At 66.8% G+C, this 24926-nt stretch carries 22 protein-coding genes and 1 pseudogene; 9 read left to right on the top strand and 14 right to left on the bottom strand.

Features of this window, described 5'->3' with window-relative positions; translation table 11 throughout:
* Positions 1–38: 38 nt before the first annotated feature.
* Positions 39–1196, top strand: coding sequence for a CaiB/BaiF CoA transferase family protein (locus tag AAHB16_RS13275; protein WP_342051083.1), 1158 nt, complete (start codon positions 39–41; stop codon positions 1194–1196).
* Positions 1193–2068 carry a MaoC family dehydratase gene (locus AAHB16_RS13270; RefSeq protein WP_342051082.1) on the top strand — a complete coding sequence of 292 codons (876 nt, stop codon included), beginning with the start codon at positions 1193–1195 and terminating at the stop codon, positions 2066–2068. Before AAHB16_RS13275 ends, AAHB16_RS13270 begins: the two co-directional genes overlap by 4 nt.
* Here AAHB16_RS13270 and AAHB16_RS13265 read toward each other — a convergent pair.
* The 5 genes from AAHB16_RS13265 to AAHB16_RS13245 form a co-directional block, all read right to left on the bottom strand.
* A complete protein-coding gene (locus AAHB16_RS13265) occupies positions 2065–2907 on the bottom strand; it encodes an ABC transporter permease (protein WP_150377066.1) in 843 nt (280 codons plus the stop codon). The genes AAHB16_RS13270 and AAHB16_RS13265 overlap by 4 nt on opposite strands.
* Positions 2908–2911: 4 nt before the next feature.
* Complete coding sequence (locus AAHB16_RS13260) at positions 2912–3685, bottom strand: ABC transporter ATP-binding protein (RefSeq protein WP_150377067.1); 774 nt, start codon at positions 3683–3685, stop codon at positions 2912–2914.
* Positions 3686–3702: 17 nt separating this feature from the next.
* Entirely contained in the window at positions 3703–4704 is a 1002-nt protein-coding gene (locus AAHB16_RS13255; RefSeq protein ID WP_223851659.1) for an ABC transporter substrate-binding protein, read from the bottom strand.
* Positions 4705–4774: 70 nt separating this feature from the next.
* Complete coding sequence (locus AAHB16_RS13250; RefSeq protein WP_342051081.1) at positions 4775–6514, bottom strand: hydantoinase B/oxoprolinase family protein; 1740 nt, start codon at positions 6512–6514, stop codon at positions 4775–4777.
* Positions 6511–8634, bottom strand: a complete 2124-nt coding sequence (locus tag AAHB16_RS13245; protein WP_150377069.1) for a hydantoinase/oxoprolinase family protein — start codon at positions 8632–8634, stop codon at positions 6511–6513. Before AAHB16_RS13245 ends, AAHB16_RS13250 begins: the two co-directional genes overlap by 4 nt.
* Before the next feature lie 261 nt (positions 8635–8895).
* On the opposite strand from AAHB16_RS13245, the gene AAHB16_RS13240 reads away from it, so the two are divergent.
* Positions 8896–9615 carry a TetR/AcrR family transcriptional regulator gene (locus tag AAHB16_RS13240; RefSeq protein WP_150377070.1) on the top strand — a complete coding sequence of 240 codons (720 nt, stop codon included), beginning with the start codon at positions 8896–8898 and terminating at the stop codon, positions 9613–9615.
* On the opposite strand, the gene AAHB16_RS13235 is transcribed toward AAHB16_RS13240, so the two are convergent.
* The 4 genes from AAHB16_RS13235 to AAHB16_RS13220 form a co-directional block, all read right to left on the bottom strand.
* On the bottom strand, positions 9602–9967 hold the full coding sequence (locus AAHB16_RS13235) for a 5-carboxymethyl-2-hydroxymuconate Delta-isomerase (protein ID WP_150377071.1): 366 nt from the start codon (positions 9965–9967) through the stop codon (positions 9602–9604). The genes AAHB16_RS13240 and AAHB16_RS13235 overlap by 14 nt on opposite strands.
* Positions 9968–10037: 70 nt before the next feature.
* Complete coding sequence (locus tag AAHB16_RS13230; protein WP_150377072.1) at positions 10038–10850, bottom strand: IclR family transcriptional regulator; 813 nt, start codon at positions 10848–10850, stop codon at positions 10038–10040.
* Entirely contained in the window at positions 10847–12424 is a 1578-nt protein-coding gene (locus AAHB16_RS13225; RefSeq protein ID WP_150377073.1) for a class I adenylate-forming enzyme family protein, read from the bottom strand. Before AAHB16_RS13225 ends, AAHB16_RS13230 begins: the two co-directional genes overlap by 4 nt.
* Before the next feature lie 234 nt (positions 12425–12658).
* Positions 12659–13264, bottom strand: a complete 606-nt coding sequence (locus AAHB16_RS13220; protein ID WP_150377074.1) for an HAD domain-containing protein — start codon at positions 13262–13264, stop codon at positions 12659–12661.
* Positions 13265–13586: 322 nt separating this feature from the next.
* Between AAHB16_RS13220 and AAHB16_RS13215 the strand changes: the two are divergent.
* Positions 13587–14381 (top strand): annotated as a pseudogene (locus tag AAHB16_RS13215) (EAL domain-containing protein); the annotation flags it as partial.
* Positions 14382–14428: 47 nt separating this feature from the next.
* Here AAHB16_RS13215 and AAHB16_RS13210 read toward each other — a convergent pair.
* The gene (locus tag AAHB16_RS13210) at positions 14429–15229 is read right to left on the bottom strand and encodes a response regulator transcription factor (RefSeq protein WP_342051080.1); all 801 of its coding nucleotides are present in this window, start codon (positions 15227–15229) and stop codon (positions 14429–14431) included.
* Between the two features lie 11 nt (positions 15230–15240).
* On the opposite strand from AAHB16_RS13210, the gene AAHB16_RS13205 reads away from it, so the two are divergent.
* The 5 genes from AAHB16_RS13205 to AAHB16_RS13185 all read left to right on the top strand — a co-directional run bounded on the left by AAHB16_RS13205 (position 15241) and on the right by AAHB16_RS13185 (position 18634).
* The gene (locus AAHB16_RS13205) at positions 15241–15393 is read left to right on the top strand and encodes a hypothetical protein (protein WP_191002321.1); all 153 of its coding nucleotides are present in this window, start codon (positions 15241–15243) and stop codon (positions 15391–15393) included.
* A gap of 93 nt (positions 15394–15486) precedes the next feature.
* Complete coding sequence (gene cls, locus AAHB16_RS13200; protein WP_150377077.1) at positions 15487–16920, top strand: cardiolipin synthase; 1434 nt, start codon at positions 15487–15489, stop codon at positions 16918–16920.
* 135 nt (positions 16921–17055) lie between these two features.
* Entirely contained in the window at positions 17056–17742 is a 687-nt protein-coding gene (locus AAHB16_RS13195) for a TetR/AcrR family transcriptional regulator (RefSeq protein WP_150377078.1), read from the top strand.
* A gap of 118 nt (positions 17743–17860) precedes the next feature.
* Positions 17861–18367, top strand: a complete 507-nt coding sequence (locus AAHB16_RS13190) for a hypothetical protein (RefSeq protein ID WP_342051079.1) — start codon at positions 17861–17863, stop codon at positions 18365–18367.
* Between the two features lie 75 nt (positions 18368–18442).
* Positions 18443–18634 (top strand): hypothetical protein, encoded by a 192-nt coding sequence (locus AAHB16_RS13185; protein ID WP_150377079.1) that lies wholly within the window; start codon positions 18443–18445, stop codon positions 18632–18634.
* On the opposite strand, the gene AAHB16_RS13180 is transcribed toward AAHB16_RS13185, so the two are convergent.
* From AAHB16_RS13180 to AAHB16_RS13165, 4 genes are all read right to left on the bottom strand, one after another.
* Positions 18635–19054 carry a hypothetical protein gene (locus tag AAHB16_RS13180; RefSeq protein WP_150377080.1) on the bottom strand — a complete coding sequence of 140 codons (420 nt, stop codon included), beginning with the start codon at positions 19052–19054 and terminating at the stop codon, positions 18635–18637.
* Positions 19055–19360: 306 nt separating this feature from the next.
* Complete coding sequence (locus tag AAHB16_RS13175; protein WP_342051078.1) at positions 19361–20122, bottom strand: endonuclease/exonuclease/phosphatase family protein; 762 nt, start codon at positions 20120–20122, stop codon at positions 19361–19363.
* Between the two features lies 1 nt (position 20123).
* On the bottom strand, positions 20124–22340 hold the full coding sequence (locus tag AAHB16_RS13170; protein ID WP_342051077.1) for a VTT domain-containing protein: 2217 nt from the start codon (positions 22338–22340) through the stop codon (positions 20124–20126).
* Between the two features lie 112 nt (positions 22341–22452).
* Positions 22453–24897, bottom strand: coding sequence for a DUF3772 domain-containing protein (locus AAHB16_RS13165; RefSeq protein WP_342051076.1), 2445 nt, complete (start codon positions 24895–24897; stop codon positions 22453–22455).
* Positions 24898–24926: the final 29 nt, after the last annotated feature.

Raw genomic sequence — 24926 nt, 5'->3', positions numbered from 1 at the left:
GCCTCAGACAGACAAGATCGAATAAAGGAGACAGACATATGGCCGGCGCTCTGGAAGGCATTCGCGTCATCGACATCACCACGTTCCTGATGGGACCCGTGGCCACGCAGATGCTGGGCGACATGGGAGCGGACGTCATCAAGATCGAGCCGCCCGAAGGCGATCCCACGCGAGGCATCGGGCAGAAGCGGTCGCCCGGCATGGGCTCGTTCTTTCTCAACCTCAACCGCAACAAGCGCAGCGTCGTGCTGGACCTCAAGCAGCCGTCCGGACGCGCGCAGCTGCAATCGCTGATCGCCGGCGCGGACGTGGTCGTGCACAACATGCGCGCGGGCGCGGCCGAGCGCCTCGGCGTCGATTACGCCAGCCTTGCAGGGCGTTTTCCCCGGCTGATTCACGCCACCGCGCAGGGATTCGGCAAGGGCGGCCGCTACTTCGACCGGCCCGCCTACGACGACGTGATCCAGGGGCTGAGCGGCGTGCCCGGATTGAACCAGCGCATGACGGGTCAACCCGGCTACATCCCGATGCTGATGGCCGACAAGCTGTGCGGCGTGTATCTGTACTCGGCCATCGTGACGGCGCTGCTGCATCGCGAGCGCGCGGGCATCGGGCAGGAAGTCCAGCTGCCGATGCTGGAGGCCATGGCCGGTTTCAACCTGCATGAGCATATGGCGGACCACGTGTTCGTGCCCGAGCCCGGCAAGGCGGCGGCACCGCTCGGCTATGCCCGCGTGTTCAGCGCCGTGCATCGGCCGCTCGGCACGGGCGACAAGCCGCTTTGCATCGTCGCCAATACCGATGCGCAATGGCATCGCCTGTTCGCGCTGATCGGCCGAAGCGACCTGCGCGATGACGCGCGGTTCGCGACCATCGGGCAGCGCATGACCCATGTCGTCGAGCTTTACAACCTCGTGGAAGCCGCACTCGGCACCAGGTCGCGGGAGGCGTGGCTGGAAGCCTTCGCCGCCGCGGAGATTCCCGCCGGGCCCGCGAACGAACTCGAGGACGTCCGCGCGGATCCGCACCTGGCGGAGACCGGTTTCTTCGAGGTGTTCGATCACGCGTCGGAAGGGCAGCTGCTGATGCCGCGCAGCGCGATGATGCTCTCGGCCACGCCCGCCGAGATCCGCTACGGCCCGCCGAGGCTCGGCCAGCATACGGACGAGGTGCTGGGCACCGGAGCCCGGGATTGAACCCGCCCGACCTGCGGGCGCTCGTCGATGTCGAGATGCCGGATATCCGGCAGCGATATGGCCCGAAGGACTGCATCCTCTATGCGCTGGGACTCGGATTCGGCAACCAGCCCGACGACGCGTCGAGTCTCCGCTACGTCTATGAACAGGACCTGATCGCGCTGCCGACGCAGCTGGCGGTACTGGCGTCCTCGTCGGACTGGATGCGCGATCCGCGGACCGGCATCCGATGGGAACACCTCGTGGCGTTGTCGCACGACCTCTCGCTCCCGAAACCGCTCGCGACATCGGGCCATGTGCGTGCGCGCACGGCGGTGGAGGCGGTCTACGACAGGGGGCCCGGCCGAGGCGCGATCATCGCATGGCGCCGCGTCGTCACGGACGACGACACCGGGGAAGAAATCGGCATCGTCAGGGGACAGGCCCTGGCTCGCGCGAACGGCGGCTTCGGCGGCGAGCCGGCCCCCCGCCGGCCACATCCGGGCTTCCCCGCGCGGGCGCCAGACCACGTCGCGGCATGGCCGACGCAGCCGAATCAGGCGCTGCTGTACCGCCTGTGTGGCGACACAAACCCGCTGCACGCGGACCCCGACGTCGCGCGCGCGGCGGGTCTCGATGCACCGATCCTGCACGGCCTCTGCAACCTCGGTATCGCGGCATCCGCCGCCGGGCCGCTGGCGCCCGGAGGACTCACCGCACTCGGAGAGATCGGCGCGCGCTACGCGGGTGTCTTCTATCCCGGCGATACGCTGAGGACGGAAGCCTGGCGCGAAGCAGGCGTGATCCTGTTCCGCAGCACTTCCGTCCGTACCGGACAATGCATCATCGACGATGGCGCGGCCAGGCTTGCCGACGGTCTTGCAACCTGCTAGCGCTTGGCTTCCGCGAACAGCCCCAGCGGCTTCTCCGCGTGCGATGACGCCGCGGGTTCGGCCGCCGGCTTTCCCCGCTGCGAAGCATGCCACGGCAGCAGCCGCTCTTCCGCCAGTTCCAGCGCCTTGAACAGGATCACGCCGAGCACGCACAGCAGTGCCAGCGCCACGAATACGGTTGGCGTATTGAAGCTGCCCTGCGCCACGAGGATGACGTGGCCGAGTCCGGTCTCGCCCGCCACGAACTCGCCCACGATCGTCCCGACCAGCGCGAACGAGATACCGACCTTCATGCCCGCGAAGATGCTCGGCAGCGCGTTGGGGAATCGGATTTTCCACAGCACCTTGCTGCGCGAGGCCTGGTTGGCGCGCGCCATGTTGAGCATCTCCGGATCGATCGACTTCAGGCCCAGGACCGTATCGATCAGGATCGGGAAGATCGCGATCAACATCGCGATGGCGATCTTCGGGGCCGAACCCGTGCCGAGCCAGATCACGAACAGCGGCGCGAGCGCGACTTTCGGTACCGCGTTCAGCGCGACCATGAGGGCGTAGAGCGTGCGGTCGAGAAAGCGCGAGTAGACGATGCCGATCGCCGCGCCCACGCCGAGCACGACGGCCAGCACAAAGCCGGCCAGCGTGGTCTGGAGCGTGTCCAGGCTCTGCAGCAGCAGGAAGCCCGGCTGCTCCATGAAGTCCGCGATGATCTTGCTTGGCGCCGGCAGCAGGAACTCGCGCACGCCGAAGAAGCGGACCGCGCCTTCCCACGCAAGCAGCAGTATCACCATCGTCAGGATCGCCAGACGGCTGTTTTCGGAACGTTTCCACAGGAATTTCATCGCATTACCCCTTGTAGATGCCGAGGTCGCGAAAGATCCCGCGAATCTGCGACACGTAATCGGCAAACGCCTTCGTTTCCCGCACGGCAAGACCGCGTGGCCGATCCAGCTCGATCGGAATGACGTCCGCGACGCCGCCGGGATTGCGCGACATCACGACGACGCGGTCGCTGAGAAAAACCGCCTCCGAGATCGAATGCGTGATGAACAGCACGGTCTTGCCCGTATCCATCCACGTACGCTGGAGTTCCACGTTCAGTTCGTCGCGCGTGAACGGATCCAGCGCGCCGAACGGTTCGTCCATCAGCAGCAGCTGTGGATCGACGAGTAGTGCGCGGCAGATCGACGCGCGCTGCCGCATGCCACCCGACAGCTCCCACGGATAGCGGTTGGCGAACGATCCCAGGCCGAAGAGATTCAGCACCGCACGCGCGCGCTCCTCGTAGTCGCCGCGGCTCAGGTCATGGAACTCGGCGGCGATCAGCACATTGTCGAGGATCGTGCGCCAGTCGAGCAGCAGGTCGCGCTGGAAGACCACGCCCATATTGGAGGGCGGGCCCGAGATCGGGTCGCCCTGAAGCGCGAGATGGCCGCTGGAGATCGGCTCCAGTCCGGCCACGCACTTCAGCAGGGTGCTCTTGCCGCAGCCGCTGGGGCCGACAATGCTCACGAACTCGCCTTCCTCGATATCGAGACTCACGTCCTTGAGCGCATAGAGGGGGTCGCGCTGCGAGCGATAGATCTTGTTGAGTTGGCCAATCTGCAGGAATGCCGACATGTTCGTCCTCCGTCGCGCTAGTTCGCCAGCATGGCGTTGGTGTAATAGTCGGACGGCTTGCGGCCGGGCTTGATGGCGCCCACGCGCTCCATCGACTGGATCGCGGCGACCCAGTCGGCGTCGTTCTGCCTGCCGATCGGGGCCGCCTTCTGGCTCGGGCTCTCGAAGAACTGACGATAGGCGACGACCTGCGCCTTCAGCACCTGCGGATCGAGCTTCGCGTTGGGCCGCTGCGCCACGATGGCGGCTACCCCTTCGTCCTCGTGGCCGGCATAGATGTACTCCCACGCCTTTACCTGTATCTGCGTCAGCTTGCGAATCGCCTCGCCGCGCTCGGCGAGCTTCTTCGGCGTCGTGACGAGGCCGTAGCTCGGAAAGTTGATGCCGCTGTCCGCGAGCAGGAACACCTTGGCGGGCCGCACCTTGGCAACCATCGGCTGGCCGAACGGCGCCTGCGAGAGGAAGCCATCGCTATTGCCCGATGCATAGGTCGAGATCATCGCGCTCGGCGACACCATCACGACATTGGTCTTCGACTTCGGCACGTTGATCGCCTTCAGATACGGATCGATGAACGGCGCCCATGGGCTGGTGGTGAAGCACACGAGCTTCTTGCCCACGAGATCGGCGGCCGACTTGACGTCGAGCTTCTCGTCGACGAGCACCGCGAGGTCGCCCTTGCGCGCGAAACCGGCGATGGACACGAGGTCCAGCCCGTTCTCCCTGGCGATGGCCATCGTGCCGAGTTGCACCTGACCGACATCGGCCTGTCCGGCCGCCAGAAGCTGCAGCGTGTTGATGGTGCCGGTGCCGTCCTGGATCTCGACGTCGAGGCCGGCTTCCTGAAACCATCCCTTCTGCTTGGCCAGATGCATGGCGGCATGCATGCCCCACGCTGAATAGTCCATCCGTACCAGCAGCTTTTCAGCGGCTGCCTGCGCGCTCGTCGCCGCAAAGGCGGCGAGGGCGGAGGCGGCGACGATCGCGCGGCGGAGCTGAATGACGAACGAAGAACGCATCTTGTAATCCTCGTGGGGCATGTGTGGGGAGATCTGTGGGTACCTGTGTGGCGGCGGGATGTCTGGGCGGCTAGGCGGCTTGCGCCAGTGCGCCGCGGCGAAGCGCCTCGCTGGCGGCGCGGTCCACCTCGCCGGTGTGCGGATCGACCACGACCTTGTAGTGCTCGCGCACGTATTCGGCGGACAGCTTGTGGTTCCACACGTCCTCGCGAATCCGGTCGAGATCGCGCGCCATGGGATCGCCAAAGCCACCGCCGCCGGGCTGGATATGCGTCACCACGTCGTTCCGCGCGATCGTCATGCCGACCTTGCTCGGCAGGGCGGTCACCGTGTCGCCGTGCTGGAGCAGATTGCGGGCCGGGCTCGACGGTTCGCCGCCGGCAAGGCCATACGGCGAGAACTTCATGCGGTCCGCACGCAGCTGGAGCTGTGCGTCCGGCGCGAGCACGCGATAGCTGCGGCGAATGCCGAGCCCGCCGCGGTACTGGCCGGCGCCGCACGAGTCTTCGACCAGCTCGTATGCCTCCACGCGCACGGGATGCTGAGCTTCCAGCGTCTCCACGGGCGTATTCGACAGGTTCTGCGATGCATTGGTGATGGCCTCGATGCCATCGCTCGCGGGGCGGCCGCCCCATGCGCCGCAGATCATATCGACGATGATGTAGGGCTTGCCTTCGTCGCTCTTGCCGGACAGGCAGACGACCGTATTCCCGCCTTCGCCCGCGGCCGGAATGCGGTGCGGTACCACTTGCGCGAGTGCGCCGAGCATCGCATCGAACACGCGGTAGCCGGTCAGGGCGCGCGCCGCCACGGCGCTCGGGGGCAGGGGATTGAGCACCGAGCCTTCGGGCACGTGCACGTCGATGCAGCGGAACACGCCCGCATTGTTCGGCACGTCGCCGAGCAGCGCGCAGCGCACGCTGAGGTACGTGCAGGACTTGGTGTAAGACAGCGTCGAGTTGATCGCCGCGCGCACCTGCGGCGCGGAGCCCGTGTAGTCCGCCGACACGTGATCGTCGTGCACGGTCAGGGCCACTTCGATGCGGATCGGCTCGGGCGAGATGCCGTCGTCGTCGATGTAGTCGACGAAGCGGAACGTGCCCTTCGGCCATTTGCGAATCTCCTCGCGCGTGAGGCGCTCCGCGTAGTCGAGCAGTTCGTTGAGGTAGGCGCGGGAATCGTCGCGGCCGTAGCGGTCGAACAGCGCGGTGAGCTCGCGCACGCCGATCTGCGAGGCCGCGTATTGCGCCTTGAGGTCGCCGAGCACGCGGTCGGGCACGCGGACGTTCTGCGCGATGATGCGCTCGAGCGTCTCGTTTACCTTGCCCGCTTCATAAAGCTTGAGCACGGGGATGCGCAGGCCTTCCTGGTAGATTTCCGTGGAATCGCTCGCGTTCGATCCCGGCACGCGGCCGCCGACGTCGGTGTGGTGACAGATCACCACGCAATAGCCCTCGAGCTCGCCACGATAGAAGAACGGCACGAACATGAAGATGTCCGGCAGATGCATGCCACCCTCGTAAGGATCGTTCACGACGATCGCATCGCCGGGCTGCAGCGTATCGCCGTAGCGTTGCCGCACGGCGGCCATCGCTTCGGGAATCGCGCCAAGGTGCAATGCGATGGTCTTGGCCTGCGCGACCATGCGGCCATGGCGGTCGCAGATCGCGGCGGAGTAATCCATCACGTCCTTGACGATCTCCGAGCGCGCGGTCCGGATCACCGTGTAGGCGACCTCGTCCACGATGGCGTCCATCGCGTTCTTGACGACCGCGAAGGTCACGGGGTCGAACTGGGTCGGGGGATTCATGCTTGCTCCTGGGCGATGTCGATGATGATGTTGCCGATCTTGTCCGCGCGAGCGGAGGCGCCGGGCGGGACGACGATCGTGGTGTCGTAGGACTCGATGATCAGCGGGCCGTGGCGCGGCACCTCGGAGATGGCCGCGCGCGGCACCAGTTGCGTTTCGCACGGCGGCTGGTCGCGCTCGAAGCTGACCTGGCGCGTACCCGTGACACCCTGCAGCGCACTGGCATCGACGCGGATATCGTTGAACTTCAGTCGCTGGTCGCTGCGGCCGTACGCGCTCAGGCGCACGTTGACGAGTTCCAGCGGTTCGTCGTTGCTGTAGCCGAACGTCTGCCGGTACTGGCTGGCGAAGTCCTCGATCAGCGCGGCCATGGCGGTGGCGTCGATCGTCTGGCCGGCGCCCACGCGCAGCGGGATGGTCAGCTCCGAACTTTGGCCCAGGTAGCGCAGGTCCAGCCCCACGGCGATCTCCACGGCATCCGCCGGATAGCCCTCCTGCGCGAGCACCGATAGTCCCTGCACGCGCAGTGCTTCGATGGCCGTGCCGATGATGGTCGCGTCGCAGTCCGCGAGCGGGCGCAGCACGGCCTTGACGAAGTTGTGCTCCGCGTCGGCGCCGAGCATACCGGCCGAGCAGAATACGCCGGCCATCACGGGCGCGATCACGCGGCGGATGCCCAGCAGTCGGGCCACATCCACCGCATGGAGCGGACCGCCGCCGCCGAAGGCGATCATCGTCATATCGCGCGGGTCGCGGCCGCGTTCGACCGTGACGGCGCGCAGCGCGCGCGCCATGCTGACGTTGGCCACATGGCGGATGCCGTGCGCGGCGGCCAGCGTGTCCAGGCCGAGCGGCTCGCCGATATGCGTATCGATCGCGCGCCGCGACTGTTCCGGATCGACCTGCAGGCTGCCGCCCGCGAGCGCGACGGGGTTCAGAAAGCCCAGTGCCATGTTCGCGTCGGTCACGGTCGGTCGGCCGTTGCCGCGCCCATAGCACGCGGGTCCGGGATTCGCGCCGGCAGATTCGGGACCGACACAGAGCAGGCCGCCCGCGTCGATGCCGGCCAGCGACCCGCCACCCGCGCCGACTTCCGCGATATCGATGGCCGGCACCTTGAGCACATAGCCACCGCCCTTGACGAAGCGGCTCGGCGCGCTGATCCCGTCGCGGAATTCGTATTCGTTCGTCAGCGACGGCACGCCGCCGGTAATGATCGATGCCTTGGCGGTCGTGCCGCCCATGTCGAATACGATCAGATCGCTGCCGCCGCTGAGCGCGCCGATCTGGGCCGCGCCGGCCACGCCACCCGCCGGGCCGGAGGCCACCGCGAACACGGGCTTGTCGCTGGCGCTATCGACGCCCATCATGCCGCCGTTGGAGGCCATGACCTGCAGGGATGCGGTCACGCCCATGCGGCCGAGATCGGCTTTCAGGCGGCGCAGATACGTGCGCATGGCCGGAAGGATGTAGGCGTTGACCACCGTGGTGCTCGTGCGCTCGTACTCCTTGATCTCGGGCAGCACGTCGCACGACGCGGTGACGAGCAGGCCCGGAAACTCCCGTTCGAGGCGCGCCTTCGTCTCCAGCTCGTGCACCGGGTTGATATAGCTGTTGAGGAAACAGACCGCGAGCGCTTCCACGCCTTCCTCGACGAGGCCGCGCGCAATGGTGAGCACTTCGTCGATATTCAGCGGCACGACGATATTGCCGCGCGCATCGATGCGCTCGGTGACGCCGCGGCGATATCGCCGCGCGGCGAGGGGCTGCGGCTTCTGCCAGCCGAGGTCGAACATCGTGGGGGTACGGATGCGGCCGATCTCGAGAATGTCGCGAAAGCCGGCCGTGGTCAGCACGCCGGTGCGCGCGCCGACCTTCTGCAGGATCGTATTGGAGGCGGTGGTGGTGCCGTGGACGATCTCGGTGATGTCGCCCGGCGCGATGCCCGACTGCTCGATCAACGCCTTGAGCCCGGTGACGATCGCCTCGCCGAGGTCGTGCGGGGTGGTGGACGTCTTGTTCACGAAAAGCCGGCCGTCCGGCAATGCCAGAACGATGTCCGTAAAGGTCCCGCCGATGTCGCACCCGACCCGGGCGCCAGCGCTGCTGCCTGATTGCATTGTCCAACTCCAAGGGAAAGGAGATCCCGACGACCGGTGCCGGCACCCCGTTATTAACTAACTAGTCAGTACAATAGAGGGCGAAATGCGAGATGCCAACCCGGGTTTTTACGGAGCACCACGATGGCGCGGAAACCGGCTCCAGTGGCGGGTTACTGGCATCCTTGCAGTGCAGCCAAAGCCGTGTAAACTAACTAACTGGTTAGGTTTGCACCAGCATGGCGACCGGCACTACAACGAGCGAAGGGAAAGGCAAGGCATATGCCAGCAACGAGAACTAGCGGACAGGCAGGCGGAAAACCCAAACCGCGCGACGCGGCGGCCACGCGGGAGAAGATCCTGCAGATGGCGGCAAAGGAGTTCGCGTCGAAGGGCTACGACGGCGCGCGCGTGGACAGCATCGTGGCGCGCAGCAAGATCAGCAAGAACCTCGTCTATCACTACTTCGAAAGCAAGGAGGCGCTCTTTATCGAGGTCATGGAGCGCGCGTATTCGGCGATGCGCGAGCGGCAGAACCAGTTCGGCGAGCTCGGCGACCATCCCGTGGAAGACATGCGGACGCTGATCGTCCAGACGATCCGCCATTTCATCGACCATCCCGAGTTTATCCAGCTGCTGAGTACGGAGAACCTGTACAAGGCCGAGCACATCCGCAAGTCGAAGGTGATACCGGCGATGTTCAATCCGCTGCGGAGCGCGCTCGCGCAGATCCTCGAGCGCGGCAAGGCGCAGGGCTTGTTTCGTCCCGATGCGGACTGGGTCGATCTCTACGTGTCGATCTCGGGCCTCGGCTCGTATTCCATCTCGAACCGCTACACGCTGTCGTTCGTGCTCGACGTGGACCTCGGCGCCAAAGAGCGCGTCGAGGCCCGGCTGCGGCACGTGTGCGATATGGTGATGACCTATCTCTGCAATTTCGAGGGGTCGAAGTTCGATCGCCATGCCCCGGCCGATCGCGCGTTGGCGGTTACGCGCCGATGACGGTCTTGGCGTAGATCGCGCGCGCCATCTCGACCACGTTCACGCTGACCTGCACGCTCTGGCCATCGCCCGTGCGGATCGCTTCGGCGATGGCGTCGCAGACGATCTGACCCAGTTGCCGGCGCGTGGCCTGGTCGCGGCCGTCGAGGACGGAGAGGGTGGCATGCACGAACGCGCGATCGGCCACATCGGTGCCCTGGCGGTACACGTCCAGCGTGATGCAGCGCGACTTGATGTCCGGTTCCTCGAATTGGCCACTGGCGAGCAGCGCCGCGTTGGCTTCGTCGAGCAGCTCTTCCTGCGAGCAGTTGAGGCGGGTGTTCTCGGTGAGTTCGATAACGAGGTGCGGCATGATAGCGTCCGTGGCGCAGAGGTTTGCAGTAGGGGATGATACCCGGCCCTGTCGCGTCCCGATCGGGTCCCTATCGCGTCCCGAGCGCGGCCTCGATCCGGCCGATGCGATCGTGCAGATGCGGCCGCACCGCGTCCAGCAGATGCGCGGGCGGCACGATCGCATTCGGGCCGCTGCAGCTCAGCGTCATCGGCGGCAGCGACGGCCCCGGCCGGAAGGCCAGTGCGATTGAGTTGATATCGGGCAGCCATTCGCCGAACGACGTCGTGCACCCGAGCCGCTGTTTCTCTTCCCGCGCGCGCACGAGCACGTCGTCGGCCTGCGCGGCGCTCGCGCGATCGTCCGCGCGGAACGCGGCCAGCGCCTGCCGCTGCTCGACCGGCGTGAGCGCCATCAGATAGGCGCGGCCCGCGGCCGTGGTCAGGCCCGACACGCGGCTCCCCACGTTCACGCGCAGCGTCAGATAGGACTCCGCATGGCAGTTCTCGTAGATCAGCATGCGGCCGCGATCGCGCACGATCAGCGACGCCACGCCCTGCGACAGATCCGCCAGCTCCTGCATGAACGGACGCACCACGGACAGCACATCGGTGCCTTCGCGCGCGACCGGCGCCATGCCCAGCGCGGAACTGCCAAGCCGGTAGCGCACGGGATCGGTCAGCGCCTGCAGATAGCCAAGCTCGGTGAGCGTATGCGTGAGGCGCGAGATCGTGGACTTGGGCAGCCCGCAGCGCTGCGCGAGCTCCGCATTGCCAAGCTCCACGTCGAACGCGCGAAAGCACGCGAGCACGTCGAGCCCACGCGCGAGTGCGGTGACAAAGTGCCGGTCTTCCTTGCGCGTGCCCTCGCGGGGCCGGTCCGCATTGCTGTCGATGGCGTTCATGCTGTCGTCCTCGTGGTGGTATCGCCAAGCGCCTCGCGCAGCTTCGCCTTCAGGATCTTGCCCGACGGCGCGGCCGGCAATTGCGCCATCACGCGAATTTCCGCGGGCAGCTTGTACGGCGACAGCCGTTCGCGCAGGAACGTGCGCAGCTCTGCCTGATCGAGGGTCATGCCCGCGCGCACCTCGATAAAGGCGATGACCTCCTCGTTGCCTTCCACGGCGCGCCCCACCACGGCCGACTGGAGCACGGCCGGATGCGCGTTGATCGACTGCTCGACTTCTTCGGGATACACGTTGAAGCCCGAATGGATGATGATCTCTTTCGCGCGGCCGACGATCGACACCGCGCCGTCGGGGTCGATGCGCGCGAGGTCGCCCGTATGCAGCCAGCCGTCCGCATCGATGGCGGCGGCGGTCAGGTCGGGGCGGCGATAGTAGCCTTTCATCACGTTGGGGCCGCGCACCAGCAGTTCGCCGCTGCCATCGGCCTGCACGTTGCCGAGGCGCAGTTCCACGTGCGGTACCGCGGGGCCCACCGAGCAGTCGTTGCGCGGGGACTCCACGCGCGTCTGGCACACGGTGGGCGAGGTTTCGGTCATGCCGTAGCCGTTCTGCAGCGGAATACCGAACGTTTCCTCGAAGCCGGCCTTGAGCGTGGCCGTCAGCGGCGCGCCGCCGCACTGGGCGATGCGCAGCGACGGCGTGCGAAGGGACTGGCCGTTCGCGCGGCTCCATTCGATCGTCTTGGCATACATCGCGGGCACGCCGTGCAGCACGGTCAGCGACGCTTCGCGCAGCATGCGCGCGAGTTGCTCCGGGCGGAAACGCGGTTCGTAGTAGACCGAGGCGCCGTTCGATATCGGTCCCACCAGCAGCACGGACAGTCCATAGACGTGCGAGATCGGCAGCACGCCATAGACGCGGTCGCCCGCCTGCACGCGCGCCTGCATGCGGTTGGAATAGCCGATGAACATCAGGTTCGCGTGCGTGAGCATCACGGCCTTGGACGCGCCGGTCGTGCCGGTCGTGTAGATCAGTGCGGCCACCTGGTCGGCCGCGGCTTCCGACACCGGCTCTCGCGCGGCGCCCGCGTTGAGCGGGCCGATCAGCAGCCGGCCCACGTGGGGCCATTCGGCCCATTGCGCGTTGCGCGAGAGGCCGTGTTCGCGCGCTTCGGGGAAGTCGCTATCGAGATAGAGCGTCAGCCGCGCATCGGCGTGCTCGACGATATTGCCGACCTCGCGCGGCGAGAGCCGGGCATTGACGGGCACCGACCACGCGTCGAGCTGGCTCAGCGCCAGCAGGATGACCGCGCAGCCGACGCTGTTCTCGGTCACGACGACAACACGGTCGCCGCCCTGCACGCCGAGGCTCGCGAGCGTGCGCGCGGTTTGCTGCACTGCGGCACCGAGCTCGCCAAAGCGCAGGGCGCGGTGTGCGTCCATGATCGCGATACGGTCGGGGTCGCTGGCGGCCCACGGCGCAATGGCTTCGTGCAGACGATTGAACGGGGGAACGAACGATGATGGCGAGGCCGCGTCCGGGGCGGCGGCAGGGGATGCGTGGCTGCGCATGCAGGTCTCCGATTGCTGTGCGCGGCGTGTGTCCGCCGGGCATCGATGGCGGGAATGGTCCCATCAACCGCGCGGTCCTGTCAACTGCACCGTGGAATCGGAATTCTGCTATGCAGAACTTGCGCGGCAGCGCATGAACGCCCAAATGCAAACGGGCGACGAAGAATCGTCGCCCGTTTGCGGGGTACAGCGCGATGCGGCCCGCCGGAGGCGGACCGCCGACAGCCCGTCGGATCAGTGCGCGACGGCGGTGCGCGCCTCGTCGTTCGTGGCCGGGGTGAAGCGCGACGGCGCCACGCGCGCCAGTTGCTGCAGATGACGCAGCTTGGCGCGCAGATCCGCATCGACGCGCGAATCGGGGGTGACCGTGGACGGGCAGGCGACGCCGAGGATGTCCAGCGCCTGGCGGAAGTTCTCGACGGTCAGGCCTTCGGACGGATCGACGCTGACCAGATGCTCGCGTTGCGCCGCGGACATCGACTCCGGTGCGGCGGTCGAGAGGATGACCCATGCCGAGGGGACGGCGCGCTCGCCGGTCTCGGCGTCGAAGTAGGCATCGATCTCGGCGCCATGGCCGCCTTCCACACGCGGAGTCATGCCTTCGATCTGCAGGTCCAGCTGCTGCAGGATCGCGGCGGGCGTGCCCCGGCGCCAGGCATCGGAGACGACCACACGGGCGCCGGCGATACCGAACAGTCGGCGCAGGAAGCCAAGCGCGATGGGGTCGAAGTACCTCACGTCGCGCAGCGTCCCGGTGTTGGGCATGCCGCCCAGGCGTGCCGCCGAGCGGGCCGAGTACAGGACGCCGGGGACGTCCAGCATGATGAGGCGTTCAGACATGATTTCCCTGTGTGGTCTTTCGTGTTGCGATGAGTCAAGCGTAACCGGCATTCCCGCATCCGGCGCGCCGTGGCGCGCGTCCAAGTGCAACAGTTCTGTAACTTGGTAATGGAAGACGTAAATCCCGGTTACCCCGCAATGTCATTTGTTTCGCCCCGACACAACTGCGATGTCAGGCGCCCTTCGACTTGCGGGTGGGGGTGCGGATGCCCACCCAATGTCACCCGAAACGGCCCGGCCGCGCCATCGGTTGACGCGACGTGCTCAGGGTCTTTACTAATGATGCGATCCGCCATGCGGCGCATATCGATATACGCGGAAGATGTCCGCAGCAACGCTTGTGTTTGTATTCCTGCGTTTGTCATACCGGGGTCATGTCGCGGTCATGAAATGGCGTGCCAGATTTTTCGATAAATGCCGGACTGCCATGCCACGCAATACCGCAGGTTTTCCACCGCTCCATGCGGTGTTCCAGCCGATCGTCCGGCTCCATGGAGATGCCATCCTCGGCTACGAGGCGCTGATCCGCGGCCCCGCCGGCTCGCCGCTTGCCCAGCCTGACGCCCTGTTCTGCCATGCGCGCGAGATCGGCGCGGCGTTCGCGCTCGAATGCGAGGCGGCGCGCGTGGCGCTGGCCACCTGGAGCGCGCTCGCGCTGCCGGGCAAGCTGTTTCTCAACTTCAGCGCGCAGACATTACGGACATTGTTGTGCGGTGCGGGAGAGGGCATGACCGATCTGCTGACCGTCTGCGGAGAGCCCGTCGCGCCCGAGCGCATCGTGATCGAGATCACGGAGCAGACCGCGACGGGCGATATGGCGTCGTTCGCGCGGGCGATGGCATCGCTGACCGAACGCGGCCTGCAATACGCGCTCGACGATTTCGGCACGGGCCACGCGAACCTCGACCTGCTCGTGGCGCTGAGCCCGCAGTTCGTCAAGATCGACAAGTCGCTGGTGCGTGGGATCGATGGATGCCCGCGGCGCAAGGAGATCCTGCGCGCGGTGCTGAGGATGATGCGGGCCATCGGCGGCGAGGTCATCGCGGAGGGCATCGAGGATGCCGCCGCGCTGGCTGCCGTGCGCAAGCTCGGTGTCGCGGCCGCGCAGGGCTATTACATCGGTGGGCCCGATGCCACGGGAGGCAAGGGCGCCCTTCGGTCCGGTCAGGCCGACATCAACTGCTGCACGTGGCGCGCCATGACCTGCGACGGATCGCGCGGCGCGGCGGGCACGACCGGCACGGCCACGTCTTCGGTCCGCGCGTTGTCGAGCACGTCCAGCCGGTAACCCTGCGCGTAGACCACGCTGACGGTCACGCCGTTCTCGGGCCCCAGCGCCAGCGTGCGGCGCATCCGCGAGACCAGTTGCGCCAGTGCGCGCGACAGCGGGGACAACTCCCGTCCCCAGACCACGCGCTCGATCCGGTTGTTGCTGAGCATGCAGCCTGCGTTCGCGAACATCAGCGTGGCGAGGTCGAATTCCTTCGGCGTCATCGCGATGCGCTTGCCGCGCAGCAGTGCGTAGCGGCCAGCGCTGTTCAGTTCGTACGGACCCGCGCGCACGCTCATGCCAATGCGTCCGCTCGCGGTCATCACGCGGCGGCGTAACGCCGCGATGCGGGCCAGCAGCACACGCTCGGAAGCCGGTTGCACGAGGAAGTCGTCCGCGCCGGCATCGAGCGCTTCGACCAGCGCATCGTCGCTGGAGACTTCGGACAGCATCATGATGGGAACGTCCCGCGCGCGGGCGGCGCGCACCGCGCGAATGACGTCGATGGCGGGAATGTCCGGCAGCTCTCGGTCGATCAGCAGCATGTCATAGGTGTCGTGGCTGATGCCGTGAATCAGATCGCGGCCCGTCTGGAAGACGCTGCAGCGGAAACCGGCCATCGACAGCGGGGCCTCGATTGCTTCCGGGTGGAATGCACCGCTGGTGAGCAATGCGATATTGGGGGAGGCGGTCATGCGGAAATCTCTTGAAAGACGACGAGAACTGGGGCGCGGGTGAGAAGATTCCGAGGCAGACTATCGACCGCACGGGATGCCAGCAATCAGGTAAATCTGAAATTTCCGAGATCAGACTCGGAACGTCGTACTTCTTTGAATTCGCAGGATTCGATGCGGGCTGATGCGTGGCGTGTGGGAATCGGCGCTTTTCCTATGCCAGAATAGCGATCATCGAATCCCGGCCAGTCATGGCGATTGCCGACTATGTTCCGCCTATGTTGAGTCCAAGCATCGTTGCAGCGATCGTCGCGGGCTTCCACGTCGTGGGCGTGGTTGCGGCGCTGCATGCAGTCATGACGGTGCGCACCGCGCCGGGCGCGATCGCGTGGGCGGGGTCGCTCGTGATGATGCCGTACTTCACGCTGATTCCTTACCTGATCTTCGGGCGCAGCCAGTTCGCGGGCTACGTCAACGCCCGGCGGTTCAACAACGACCGGCTGCGCGAGATCCGCCATGGCATGAGCGTGCGCGAGCGCGACGCGTTCGGCGCGCGCATCGTGCAGGAGCCCGAGCCGCTGTGCCTGCGCGCGCTGCCGCGGCTGACCGGCATGCCGTGCGTGTCCGGCAATGCGGTCCGGCTGCTCGTGAATGGCGCCGATACCTTCGCGGCGATCTTCGCGGCCATCGATGCCGCGCGCGAGGTCGTACTGGTGCAGTTCTTCATCGTGCATGACGACGCGCTCGGGCGCGAACTCCATCGTCGCCTGTGCGCGCGCGCCGCCGCGGGCGTCAAGGTCTATTTCCTCTACGACAGCATCGGCTGCCATGCGCTGGGCCGGCCGTACGTGCGCGAGTTGCAGCAGGCCGGCGTGGAAGCGCGGGCGTTCTCCACGCATCCCGGTTTCGTCAACCGGTTCCAGCTCAACTTCCGCAATCATCGCAAGCTCGTGGTCGTCGATGGCGCGTGCGCGTACGTGGGCGGCCATAACGTCGGCAACGAATACCTCGGCACGCGTCCGCCCCTCGCGCCGTGGCGCGATACCCATATCGAGATCCGCGGCGCGGCGGTGCTCGGCCTGCAGATGGCCTTCGCTGAGGACTGGTACTGGGCCGCGCGCGAGGTTCCGCATCTGCTGCAGCCGCCGGCGGCGGCCGCGGGCAACATGCTGTGCCAGATCGTGCCGAGCGGTCCGGCCGACAATCAGGAAACGTGCTCGCTGTTCTTCGTCGAGGCCATCCAGTCCGCGCGCAAGCGGGTGTGGATCACGTCGCCGTACTTCGTGCCCGACGAGGCCGTGTTCGCGATGCTGCGGCTCGCGGTGCTGCGCGGCGTGGACGTGCGCATCCTCATTCCGGCGCGGCCCGACCACCTCGTGGTGTTTGCCGCCTCCACCATCTACGCGTACCAGGCCATCTGCGCCGGCGTGAAGATCTTCCGTTATCAGCCGGGCTTCCTGCATCAGAAGGTGATCCTCGTCGATGACGAGGCCGCGGCGGTCGGTACGGCCAACCTCGACAACCGCTCGTTCCGGCTCAACTTCGAAATGATGGTGATGACCGCGGACCATGGGTTTGCCGCCGACGTCGCGCGCATGCTCGAAGCCGATTTCGCGCAGGCCAGGCCCGTGGGGCGCGACGAATTTCTCGGCTCGCCCGCGCTGCTGCGCGTCGCCATGCACGTCGCCAAGCTGTTTGCACCGATCCTCTGACGCCCTCTTTGACGCCCTCCCTGACGCCGTCCATCCGCCCCGATGGAGCGTCCCATCCGACGCTTCTGGCGTCCCTTGTGTACACTGTCTACTATTAACCTGATTGTCACAAATGGCGCTCGCATGGGAGGCGACATGACCCGCAACACCCCGACGGTGGCCGAAGCCCCGCCGGTGCCCACGACCCGAAGCACCTACCGGCACGGCGATCTGCGCCGCGCGCTGCTCGAGGCCGGTATCGATCTCGCCCAGGCGGGCGGACCCGATGCCATCGTGCTGCGCGAGGCCACACGGCGCGCGGGGGTCGTACCCAATGCCGCGTATCGCCACTTCGCGAACCGGCAGGACCTGCTGGAGGCCGTGCGCGCGGCCGCGCTGTCGCGGCTGGCGATGGAGATGGAAGCGGCCATGGCGGCCGATCTGGCCGCGGTGCCGGCCGATGCCGATGCGGCCACGCGCGCCCGCGCGACACTGCGTGCCGTGGGACGCGGCTATCTGCGCTATGCATTGCGGGAGACCGGATTGTTCCGCACGGCATTCTCGGTGCGGGAGCAGGTGCAGCAGGTCGAGCACGAGGCCGACCCGGCGAAGGCGGGCAACAGCGGGCTGAACCCGTTCCAGCTGCTATCGGCTGCGCTCGATGGCCTTGTCACGGCGGGACTGCTGGCCAGCGATCGTCGCCCCGGGGCCGAATACCTGGCGTGGGCGGCCGTGCATGGGCTGGCCATGCTCGCGCTCGACGGTCCGCTGCACGGCCGGCCGGCCAGTCAGATCGATGCGCTGTCCCAGCGGCTGCTGGAGATGGTGGAGCAGGGGCTCTGAGATAAATCATCCGAACATCGGATATCTACGAAACTTACTTGTCTAACGTTTGTTGGTGCGCGGCACCGGCGCTCCCACTGGACCCCCTTTGGGGAGCGTTCATCAGTGGGAGGCGACGATGCGAAACATGCGTGGATGGTGGCGGGTCACGGCTGCCGGCGGCGCGTTGATGCTGAGCGGTTGCGTCGCCTATCCGGACTACTACGGCTACAACAGCTATTACGGAAGCTATCCGGGGTACGTGTCTTCCGGCACGGTGGACGCCGCGGGCTATCCATCGGGGTATTACGGCAGCTACGGCACGACCTACACATACTACGGTGGATACCCTTACGCGTCGTATCCCGTGTATCCGGCCTATTACCCGTACTGGTACGGGCCGCGCTACGGCTATGGCGCGTACTACGGCAGCGTGCGGTTCGGGTGGGGCGGCGGCTACCACGGGTACTACGGCGGCTATCGCGGGTACTACGGCGGGTATGGGCGCGGGTATTACGGCGGCTATCACGGCGGCTATCACGGCGGATACCGTGGCGGCTATGGCGGCACCTATGGCGGCGGGTATCGCGGTGGCTACCGGGGCGGGTACGGCGCGTCGCGCGGCGGCGGCGGTCGCGGACGGTGACGCTTCAATGGCAGACTTTTCGCGTCGGCACTACCATCGGCATTACGGACGCCCGTCCGCCGGAGATCGTTCGCCATGACCCAAGCCAGAAAGCCCGCCAAGTCGACTGACAAGCCCGACAAGCGCGATCAGGACGCAAAGCTCGAGGACGAGCTCGACGAAGCGCTGGAAGACACGTTTCCCGCGAGCGATCCGATTGCGGTCGATCCGAAGCCGGACCGTGCGCCCCCCAAACCGGAGAAGCGCAAGCCCGGCCAGGCGCATTGATCAGGGCAACTGCCGCAGCTGCCCGATCACGGACATCAGGCGTCCGTGTGCCACGGTCACCGCGGTCTCGTCCTGCAGCGCTTCCTGATAGCGTTTGCGAAAGCCCGCGTCGCCACGCTCGCTGAAGAGCTTCTGCGCCGCGCCGGCTACCGCGCGGCACGTGTCGTCGTGATGCTCCACGCCCTCGAGTTCTTCGTCGATCTCGATGATCAGCCGCGACAGCGGATCGAGCCAGCGGAAGAACGACTCTTCCGTGACGAGTTGCACGAACTGGCCGGCTGGTATCGGACCGTGCACGCGTTCATATTGGCCACGATCGTAGCCGATGACTTCCTTATGCACCTGGAGCAATGCCGCGCGCAGGGCGCGCAAGCCCAGTTTGCGGGTTTCCTGGGTGGCAAGGAACTGTTCACTGGTCATCCCGTCTCCACTTTCCTTTGTCGAGGGCAGGCACGTCTCGATGTGTTACCTCCCGGCCGCGCGCATACCGCACACGCTGCCACCTGTCCCCTATCTTTTTCGAAATGGCTATTCTGACGCGCGCGTCAGGCCACTCGCGACGCGCACGTTGCGTAAGGCAGTATAGGCAGCGGGCCATGGACGGACAAAGCGTGACCGCCTAGCGAAATACCCGTATTGCGGCGCGCAGCGCGGCAATGCAGGCGACGTAGGACGCATCGAGGGATGCATCGACGGGGCATCGAATGGGCCGGCTACAGGGTTGCACTAGTTGCGCGGCGCGGCGATCAGGTGCAGCACTGCGCGCAGCGGCAGGTGATCGGAAGCCACGCGGGCAAGCGGCGTGGCATGACGATTCACGGAGACGAGATGCGCGCGGGGCGAGGTCCAGATGCGATCGAGCGCGAGCATCGGCCAGCGCGACGGGAACGTCGACACATGCGGCGTGCGCTGAAAGTACGCATGGAGCCAGCGCAACGGGCGGCCCCACAGAAACCATTCGTTGACGTCGCCGAGCAGCAGCGTCGGTTGCGCGGGCATTTCCGCGAGCGCGGTCAGCAAGCGCTGCACCTGCCAGCGGCGTTCGCTTGGACGCAGGCCGAGGTGGGTGGCAATCACGCGCAGCGTAAAGCGTTCGTCCTCGCCGGGGTCTTCCGTGTGGCACGACAGCAGTGCATCGATGGCGCCGCGCGGTTCGCGGCCCTTTACGCTGAGGTCGATATGGCGCACGCGCAGTGGCGGATAGCGCGTGAGCAGGGCATTGCCGTAATCGCCGTCCGCGCGTACGAGCGTGGGGCCGGGAATCGCGTGATGGCCGCTGTGCTTCGACAGAAACCGCAACATGTCGAAGCCCGTGGCGCGCGTCTCCACTTCCTGCAGCGCGACGATATCGGCGGACAGTTCCTGCAGCACGTCGGCAATGCGGTTCGGCACGAAGTGACCGTCGGTGCCGACACCGCCGTGGATGTTGTAGCTGGCTACCGTCGTATGCGCATGAGGGGTGTGAGGGGCATGGGGTGCCGCGTTCATGTCATGCGCGGCCCATGCGTTGTCGGGCCGAGGGGGCGGGGGGCCGGTGACGCGTGGACGAATCGCCGGAGCCCGTCGCCTGCGCCTGGGCTTCGCGGCGGCGCTTCCGCCGGCGCAGCAACAGCATGACCGAGGCCGGAACCAGCAGCACCGCGAGTACGAGCGCGAACGTGAGCGGGCCGGGATTGCGCGCGGCCGCCGCGATGCGATCGACGAGCGAGGCGGAGATGACGATGCCCGGCGTCATGCCGATCATCGTGCCGAGCAGGCAGTCGCGCAAGCGGATGCGCGACGCGCCGACGACGAGGTTGACCAGCGTGAACGGCGCCACGGGAACGAGCCGCATGACGACCATCGCGAGAATGCCATGTTCGCCCACCTGCTCGCTCAGACGATTCAAACGGTTGCCGCCGAAGCGGCGCACCGCGTTGCGGCCGAGCATCCGCCCGATGCCATAGCCGGTGGCAGCGCTCAGCACGGTGCCGCATAGCGCGAGCGCACCCCCGTAGAGCGGACCGAAAACGACGACCGTCACCACGATCAGCACCGTGACGGGCATCAGCACGAGGCCGCCGAGCACGTAGGCGGCCATCATCGCGAGCGGGGCGAACGGCATGTCGTCGACGCGCTGGACCAGTGCGAGCACGGCGCGGAAGTCCGCCCATTCGCGCAGCGGCGTATAGCGCCACGCGAACGCGAGGCCGGCCAGCACGACGAGCAGCAGCACGAGCATGCCGACGCGGCCAACCACGCGCGGGCGCGCCTCGTGGCTCACGAATTGCTCGACCAGTTGCTCGCTGTCGATCGGCTCCATGGGATCGAGCAGATCGGCGGAAGGCGAGACCGCGTCGAGGTCGTCGGGCACCTCGGGCGAGAACGGTTCCAGCGTGCGGCCTTCGCGACGATGCAGCAGCGCGCAGGTTGCGAGCAATCGTCCCGTCTGGCGATAGGCGAGGTCGAACTCGCGCGGCGTGACGGCGAGGTGTTCGCACAGCAGGCGGTCGCGCATCGCGCGGATGGCGGCGGCAATGCGCGCGTCGCCGGCCGCTTCGAGCACGATGTTGCATTCGGTGTCGAGGCCGAACGAGCGGTTGCTGAGGTTCGCGGAGCCGATGGTCAGCAGCGTGTCATCGACGACCATGACCTTGCTGTGCACGTTCACGCAGTCTTCGCCAAGGCCCGGTACCTGCGGGCAGAACAACGCAAAGCGATTCTCGCGGTCCGCGGCGCGCAACTTGCGGTGTAGTCGCGCGCGCAGCACGCCCATGCTGTGTTCCTCGAGCCAGCCGCTCTCCACGCGGCGCGAGACCAGCGCGATATCGGGGCCGCCTTCCTCTTCCAGCCGCTCGCCTAGCGCGTCGGCGATCAGGCCAGAGCTGAAGTACTGGTTCTCCAGATAGAGGTTGTCGCGCGCGGCGGCGATGGCATCCAGATGCAGCGCGCGGATTTCCGCGATGCCGGGGTGGTCTTCCGTCGGCGGCTCGGTGCGGCTGATGCCGAGGTCGATGTCCGTGATGTCGGGCGTCACGCTGAGCGGCCACGCGTCCTCGAGCTGGCGGTCCGCCGGGCCCGGCGTGCGGGGCTGGCGGCCCGTGGCCCTGCGCCAGCGTTCGGCCGCGAGGTCGCCCATCGCGGCGGCGGCGGCGCCGTCGAACACGCACTGCACATCGTGGAAGGGCGCGTAGGGCTTGCCGTCGGGATCCTTCCGCAGCGGGTCGTCCGCCATATGGTGATGGCGGTCCCAGCGGCGGATGGTGAGGTCGAGGCCGCCCGCGAAGGCGACCTGATGGTCGATCACGACCACCTTCTGGTGATGCGAGGCGCCGGGCGGATGATTGCCGTCGAGCTGGAACGACAGGCGGCGATGCGCCTGCCAGTGGGCCTGCGCGGCGGGTAGCCACTCGCGCTCCAGCGCGAACACCATCGAGAAGTCCCAGCTCAGGACGTAGACGCGAAGGCCGGGACGGCGGCGCGCAAGCTCGTTGAGGAAATCCCTGAGGGCGGCCGGATAGCCGTCGCTGCTGCCGCCGGGCTCGAGCACCATGCGGCTGTCGATGTCCCAGCCGAGGATAAAGACGGTATGGCGGGCGTGGAGCAGCGCTTCCCGCAGCGCCGAGAAGTACGCTTCGCCATCGACGAGCATGGCGAAGCGATCACTGTGTTCGCGGCGCCAGCAGTTGTGGCCGGGCTTGAGGATGGGGGCAGGGGCGGTTGTCATGGCAACCGCACGCAGCGCAATATCCGGACCCGGGTTGGAACCCGCATGCCTGTGTGGCGCGAACGATTCCCGGGTTGTGCGCTTTACCGTCCTTTGTAAAAGTTGCTGCCTCCTAGCTGGCCGCGCGTTCGATCGGTTCGTTGCCCGGCACCGGGAAATTCTCCACGCGCAGCGTCTGCGGCATCGACAGCGAGATATTGGCCGCGCGCAGGCGCTTGAGGATCTCGAACAGCAGGTCGCTCTTGGTATTCCCCGTCACCCGCGGACTGCTCACATACCCGGTCACGCTCAGCGTGATCCCGTTTGGTGCAAGCTGATTGAACGTGACCGACGGCGGCGGCATGTCGAGAATGCTCTCGTTGTCGCGATACGCCTCCAGCAGCAGGTCGCGTACTTCTTCGGGGTCCGTATTGAGCGGGAAGGTCAGCTGCAGCGTGGCCACGCCCTGCGTGCTGTTGCTCATGGTGACGTTGCGCACGTTCTGCGAAATCAGCTGCGAGTTGGGCACGATCATCGTAGAGCGGTCGCCGAGCTGGATCTCCGTGGCGCGCACGTTGATCCGGCGGATATCGCCTTCCACACCGCCGATGCTGACCATGTCGCCCACCTTGACCGGCCGCTCCGTCAGCAGGATCAAACCCGACACGAAGTTCTTGACGATCTCCTGCAGGCCGAAGCCGATGCCCACCGACAGCGCGCTGACGATCCACGCCAGGTTTTCCCATCGCACGCCGAGCAGCGAGAGGACCAACAGCACCAGCAGCACGTAGCCGACGTTGCTGAACAGCGTGATGAGCGACGCCCGCAGCCCCGGGTCCATGCCGAGCTTCGGCAGCATCTCGGCATCGAGCCACCGCCGTACCGAGCGCAGCAGCCACACGCCGACCGTCATCGCGATGATGGCGTTGAGAATGCGGTCCGGCATGATGTTGAGGCTGCGCAGCCGCTCGCCGCCCAGCACGCGCAGCACGCTATCGACGAGCTCGGCCGGCGTGGTGCCGAAACCGCCGGTCATCAGCGCGATGGCGGCGACGATCAGCAGCAGGCTGACCCCGATACCGGACAGCACGGTAGACGTCTGCTCGAGGTGATGGTCGCCCACGCCGAACAGCTGCTTGATCAGGCGCCCGCTCGCATACTGCGGGGAGAACAGGCTCTCGCAGATATCGCGCGTGAGCTGCGTGAGCAGATAGAAGCTGCACAGCACGATATCGAACCAGACCAGTTCGTACGTGAGAAAGCGCGCCACGGTGATATAGCCGACGAGCAGCGCGCCGAGCGAGATCACCGTGGCGAGCGTGACGGCCGCATGGATCAGCCCGGCCAGCGTCGCGCGCGCCTCGGGTTGTTCGCCCGCCGCGGCGAGTTCCGTGCGCACGCGGTTGGCGCGCAGCAGCGCGGCACCGATGACCACGACCACGACCAGCGACACGAGGCCGCGGCCCAGCAGCGTGAACGGCACGCTGGTATCGACGGTGCGGTTGAGCTGCTCGAGCGTGCCGGCCACCAGCAGCAGGCCGGCGAGGATGGACGGGAACGGGCGCATCGCGATGGCCACGCCGTCGGCCAGCGCGGGCAGCCGCCATGACGGATGCCGCGTGCACAGCAACGCGCGGCCCAGCCCCGCGATCAGCGCGCTGGTCATCATGAGCTTGGCCATCTCGCTGAGCAGCCCCTCGAGATCGGGCGGCGGCTCGTAGAGGCGCGTAAACGCGATATAGACCAGATGCACGGCGATCGCCGTGGTGACCACGGTCGTCAGCGCCGTGCCGAGGGCGAGCGCGCTGCGCCGCAGACGCGTCGCGGGCAGGAACGTCAGGCAGTACCACGCGACGCCGCGTTCCAGCAGGCGGCGGCCGAGCGTCCACAGCAGGCCCGCGAACACGAGCAGCAGCACGGTGCCCGTGCGCGCGCCCGGTTGCCAGGCGAGCTGGCCCATCGGCACGACCTGATCGAGGAACGCGTCGAAGCGGCGGCGGTCCTCGTCGGCCGGATCGAACAGCGGTGCCCAGAAATGCGGGTTGAGAATGCTCTCCGAGCGCAGCGCGAGCTGGTCCTTGAGGCGGCTGCGCTTGAGCTTGTCCAACTGGTCGTTGAGGTGCGCGATGTTGTCGCGCGACTCGGCGGCCTGCTTGAGGGCGGCGTCCAGCTGGGCCTTGCGCGCATTGAGATCGGCGCGCTTGCGCACCACCGCGGCGGCTTCCGGTGTGGTGCCGGCTGCAGGCGGAGGACCCAGCACGTCGAGCTGCGCCTGGAGTTCGGCGACGCGTGGGGTCAGCGCGGCGGTCAGCTTGTCGACGTCCGCATTGAGGTCCTGCAGCGCGTCGTCGAGTCCCCCGAGCTTGGTCTTGCCATCGGGGGCCGAGGCCTGTTGCTTGATGCGGTCCTGCGCGGTCTGCAGGCGTTTGAGTTCGGCGACGATGTCGCTTTGGGACAGCACTTGCGCTTGCGGCGCACTGGCATCCGTTCCACCTTCGGCCGCGATCGCAATCGGGGGCGCGAGATGACACAGAGCAATCAGCACGAGGTTCAGCGCAAATTTCGAGAATTTGCTCATTGCGGAATCGCGTGGATGTCTGGGCGGAG

Source organism: Cupriavidus sp. OTU4054, assembly GCF_038440175.1.
GTDB classification, from domain to species: Bacteria; Pseudomonadota; Gammaproteobacteria; order Burkholderiales; family Burkholderiaceae; genus Cupriavidus; species Cupriavidus pauculus_D.
The sequence above is the reverse complement of the archived record's forward strand: the minus strand, read 5'-3'. Positions and strand labels throughout refer to the sequence as shown.

Coding starts and splice junctions, on each gene's coding strand:
- AAHB16_RS13165 (WP_342051076.1), bottom strand. CDS start 24,897: ATGAGCAAATTCTCGAAATTTGCGCTGAACCTCGTGCTGATTGCTCTG.
- AAHB16_RS13240 (WP_150377070.1), top strand. CDS start 8,896: ATGCCAGCAACGAGAACTAGCGGACAGGCAGGCGGAAAACCCAAACCG.
- AAHB16_RS13175 (WP_342051078.1), bottom strand. CDS start 20,122: ATGAACGCGGCACCCCATGCCCCTCACACCCCTCATGCGCATACGACG.
- AAHB16_RS13230 (WP_150377072.1), bottom strand. CDS start 10,850: ATGAACGCCATCGACAGCAATGCGGACCGGCCCCGCGAGGGCACGCGC.
- AAHB16_RS13260 (WP_150377067.1), bottom strand. CDS start 3,685: ATGTCGGCATTCCTGCAGATTGGCCAACTCAACAAGATCTATCGCTCG.
- AAHB16_RS13245 (WP_150377069.1), bottom strand. CDS start 8,634: ATGCAATCAGGCAGCAGCGCTGGCGCCCGGGTCGGGTGCGACATCGGC.
- cls (WP_150377077.1), top strand. CDS start 15,487: ATGTTGAGTCCAAGCATCGTTGCAGCGATCGTCGCGGGCTTCCACGTC.
- AAHB16_RS13275 (WP_342051083.1), top strand. CDS start 39: ATGGCCGGCGCTCTGGAAGGCATTCGCGTCATCGACATCACCACGTTC.
- AAHB16_RS13180 (WP_150377080.1), bottom strand. CDS start 19,054: ATGACCAGTGAACAGTTCCTTGCCACCCAGGAAACCCGCAAACTGGGC.
- AAHB16_RS13190 (WP_342051079.1), top strand. CDS start 17,861: ATGCGAAACATGCGTGGATGGTGGCGGGTCACGGCTGCCGGCGGCGCG.
- AAHB16_RS13235 (WP_150377071.1), bottom strand. CDS start 9,967: ATGCCGCACCTCGTTATCGAACTCACCGAGAACACCCGCCTCAACTGC.
- AAHB16_RS13185 (WP_150377079.1), top strand. CDS start 18,443: ATGACCCAAGCCAGAAAGCCCGCCAAGTCGACTGACAAGCCCGACAAG.
- AAHB16_RS13210 (WP_342051080.1), bottom strand. CDS start 15,229: ATGACCGCCTCCCCCAATATCGCATTGCTCACCAGCGGTGCATTCCAC.
- AAHB16_RS13195 (WP_150377078.1), top strand. CDS start 17,056: ATGACCCGCAACACCCCGACGGTGGCCGAAGCCCCGCCGGTGCCCACG.
- AAHB16_RS13220 (WP_150377074.1), bottom strand. CDS start 13,264: ATGTCTGAACGCCTCATCATGCTGGACGTCCCCGGCGTCCTGTACTCG.
- AAHB16_RS13250 (WP_342051081.1), bottom strand. CDS start 6,514: ATGAATCCCCCGACCCAGTTCGACCCCGTGACCTTCGCGGTCGTCAAG.
- AAHB16_RS13170 (WP_342051077.1), bottom strand. CDS start 22,340: ATGACAACCGCCCCTGCCCCCATCCTCAAGCCCGGCCACAACTGCTGG.
- AAHB16_RS13225 (WP_150377073.1), bottom strand. CDS start 12,424: ATGCGCAGCCACGCATCCCCTGCCGCCGCCCCGGACGCGGCCTCGCCA.
- AAHB16_RS13255 (WP_223851659.1), bottom strand. CDS start 4,704: ATGCGTTCTTCGTTCGTCATTCAGCTCCGCCGCGCGATCGTCGCCGCC.
- AAHB16_RS13265 (WP_150377066.1), bottom strand. CDS start 2,907: ATGAAATTCCTGTGGAAACGTTCCGAAAACAGCCGTCTGGCGATCCTG.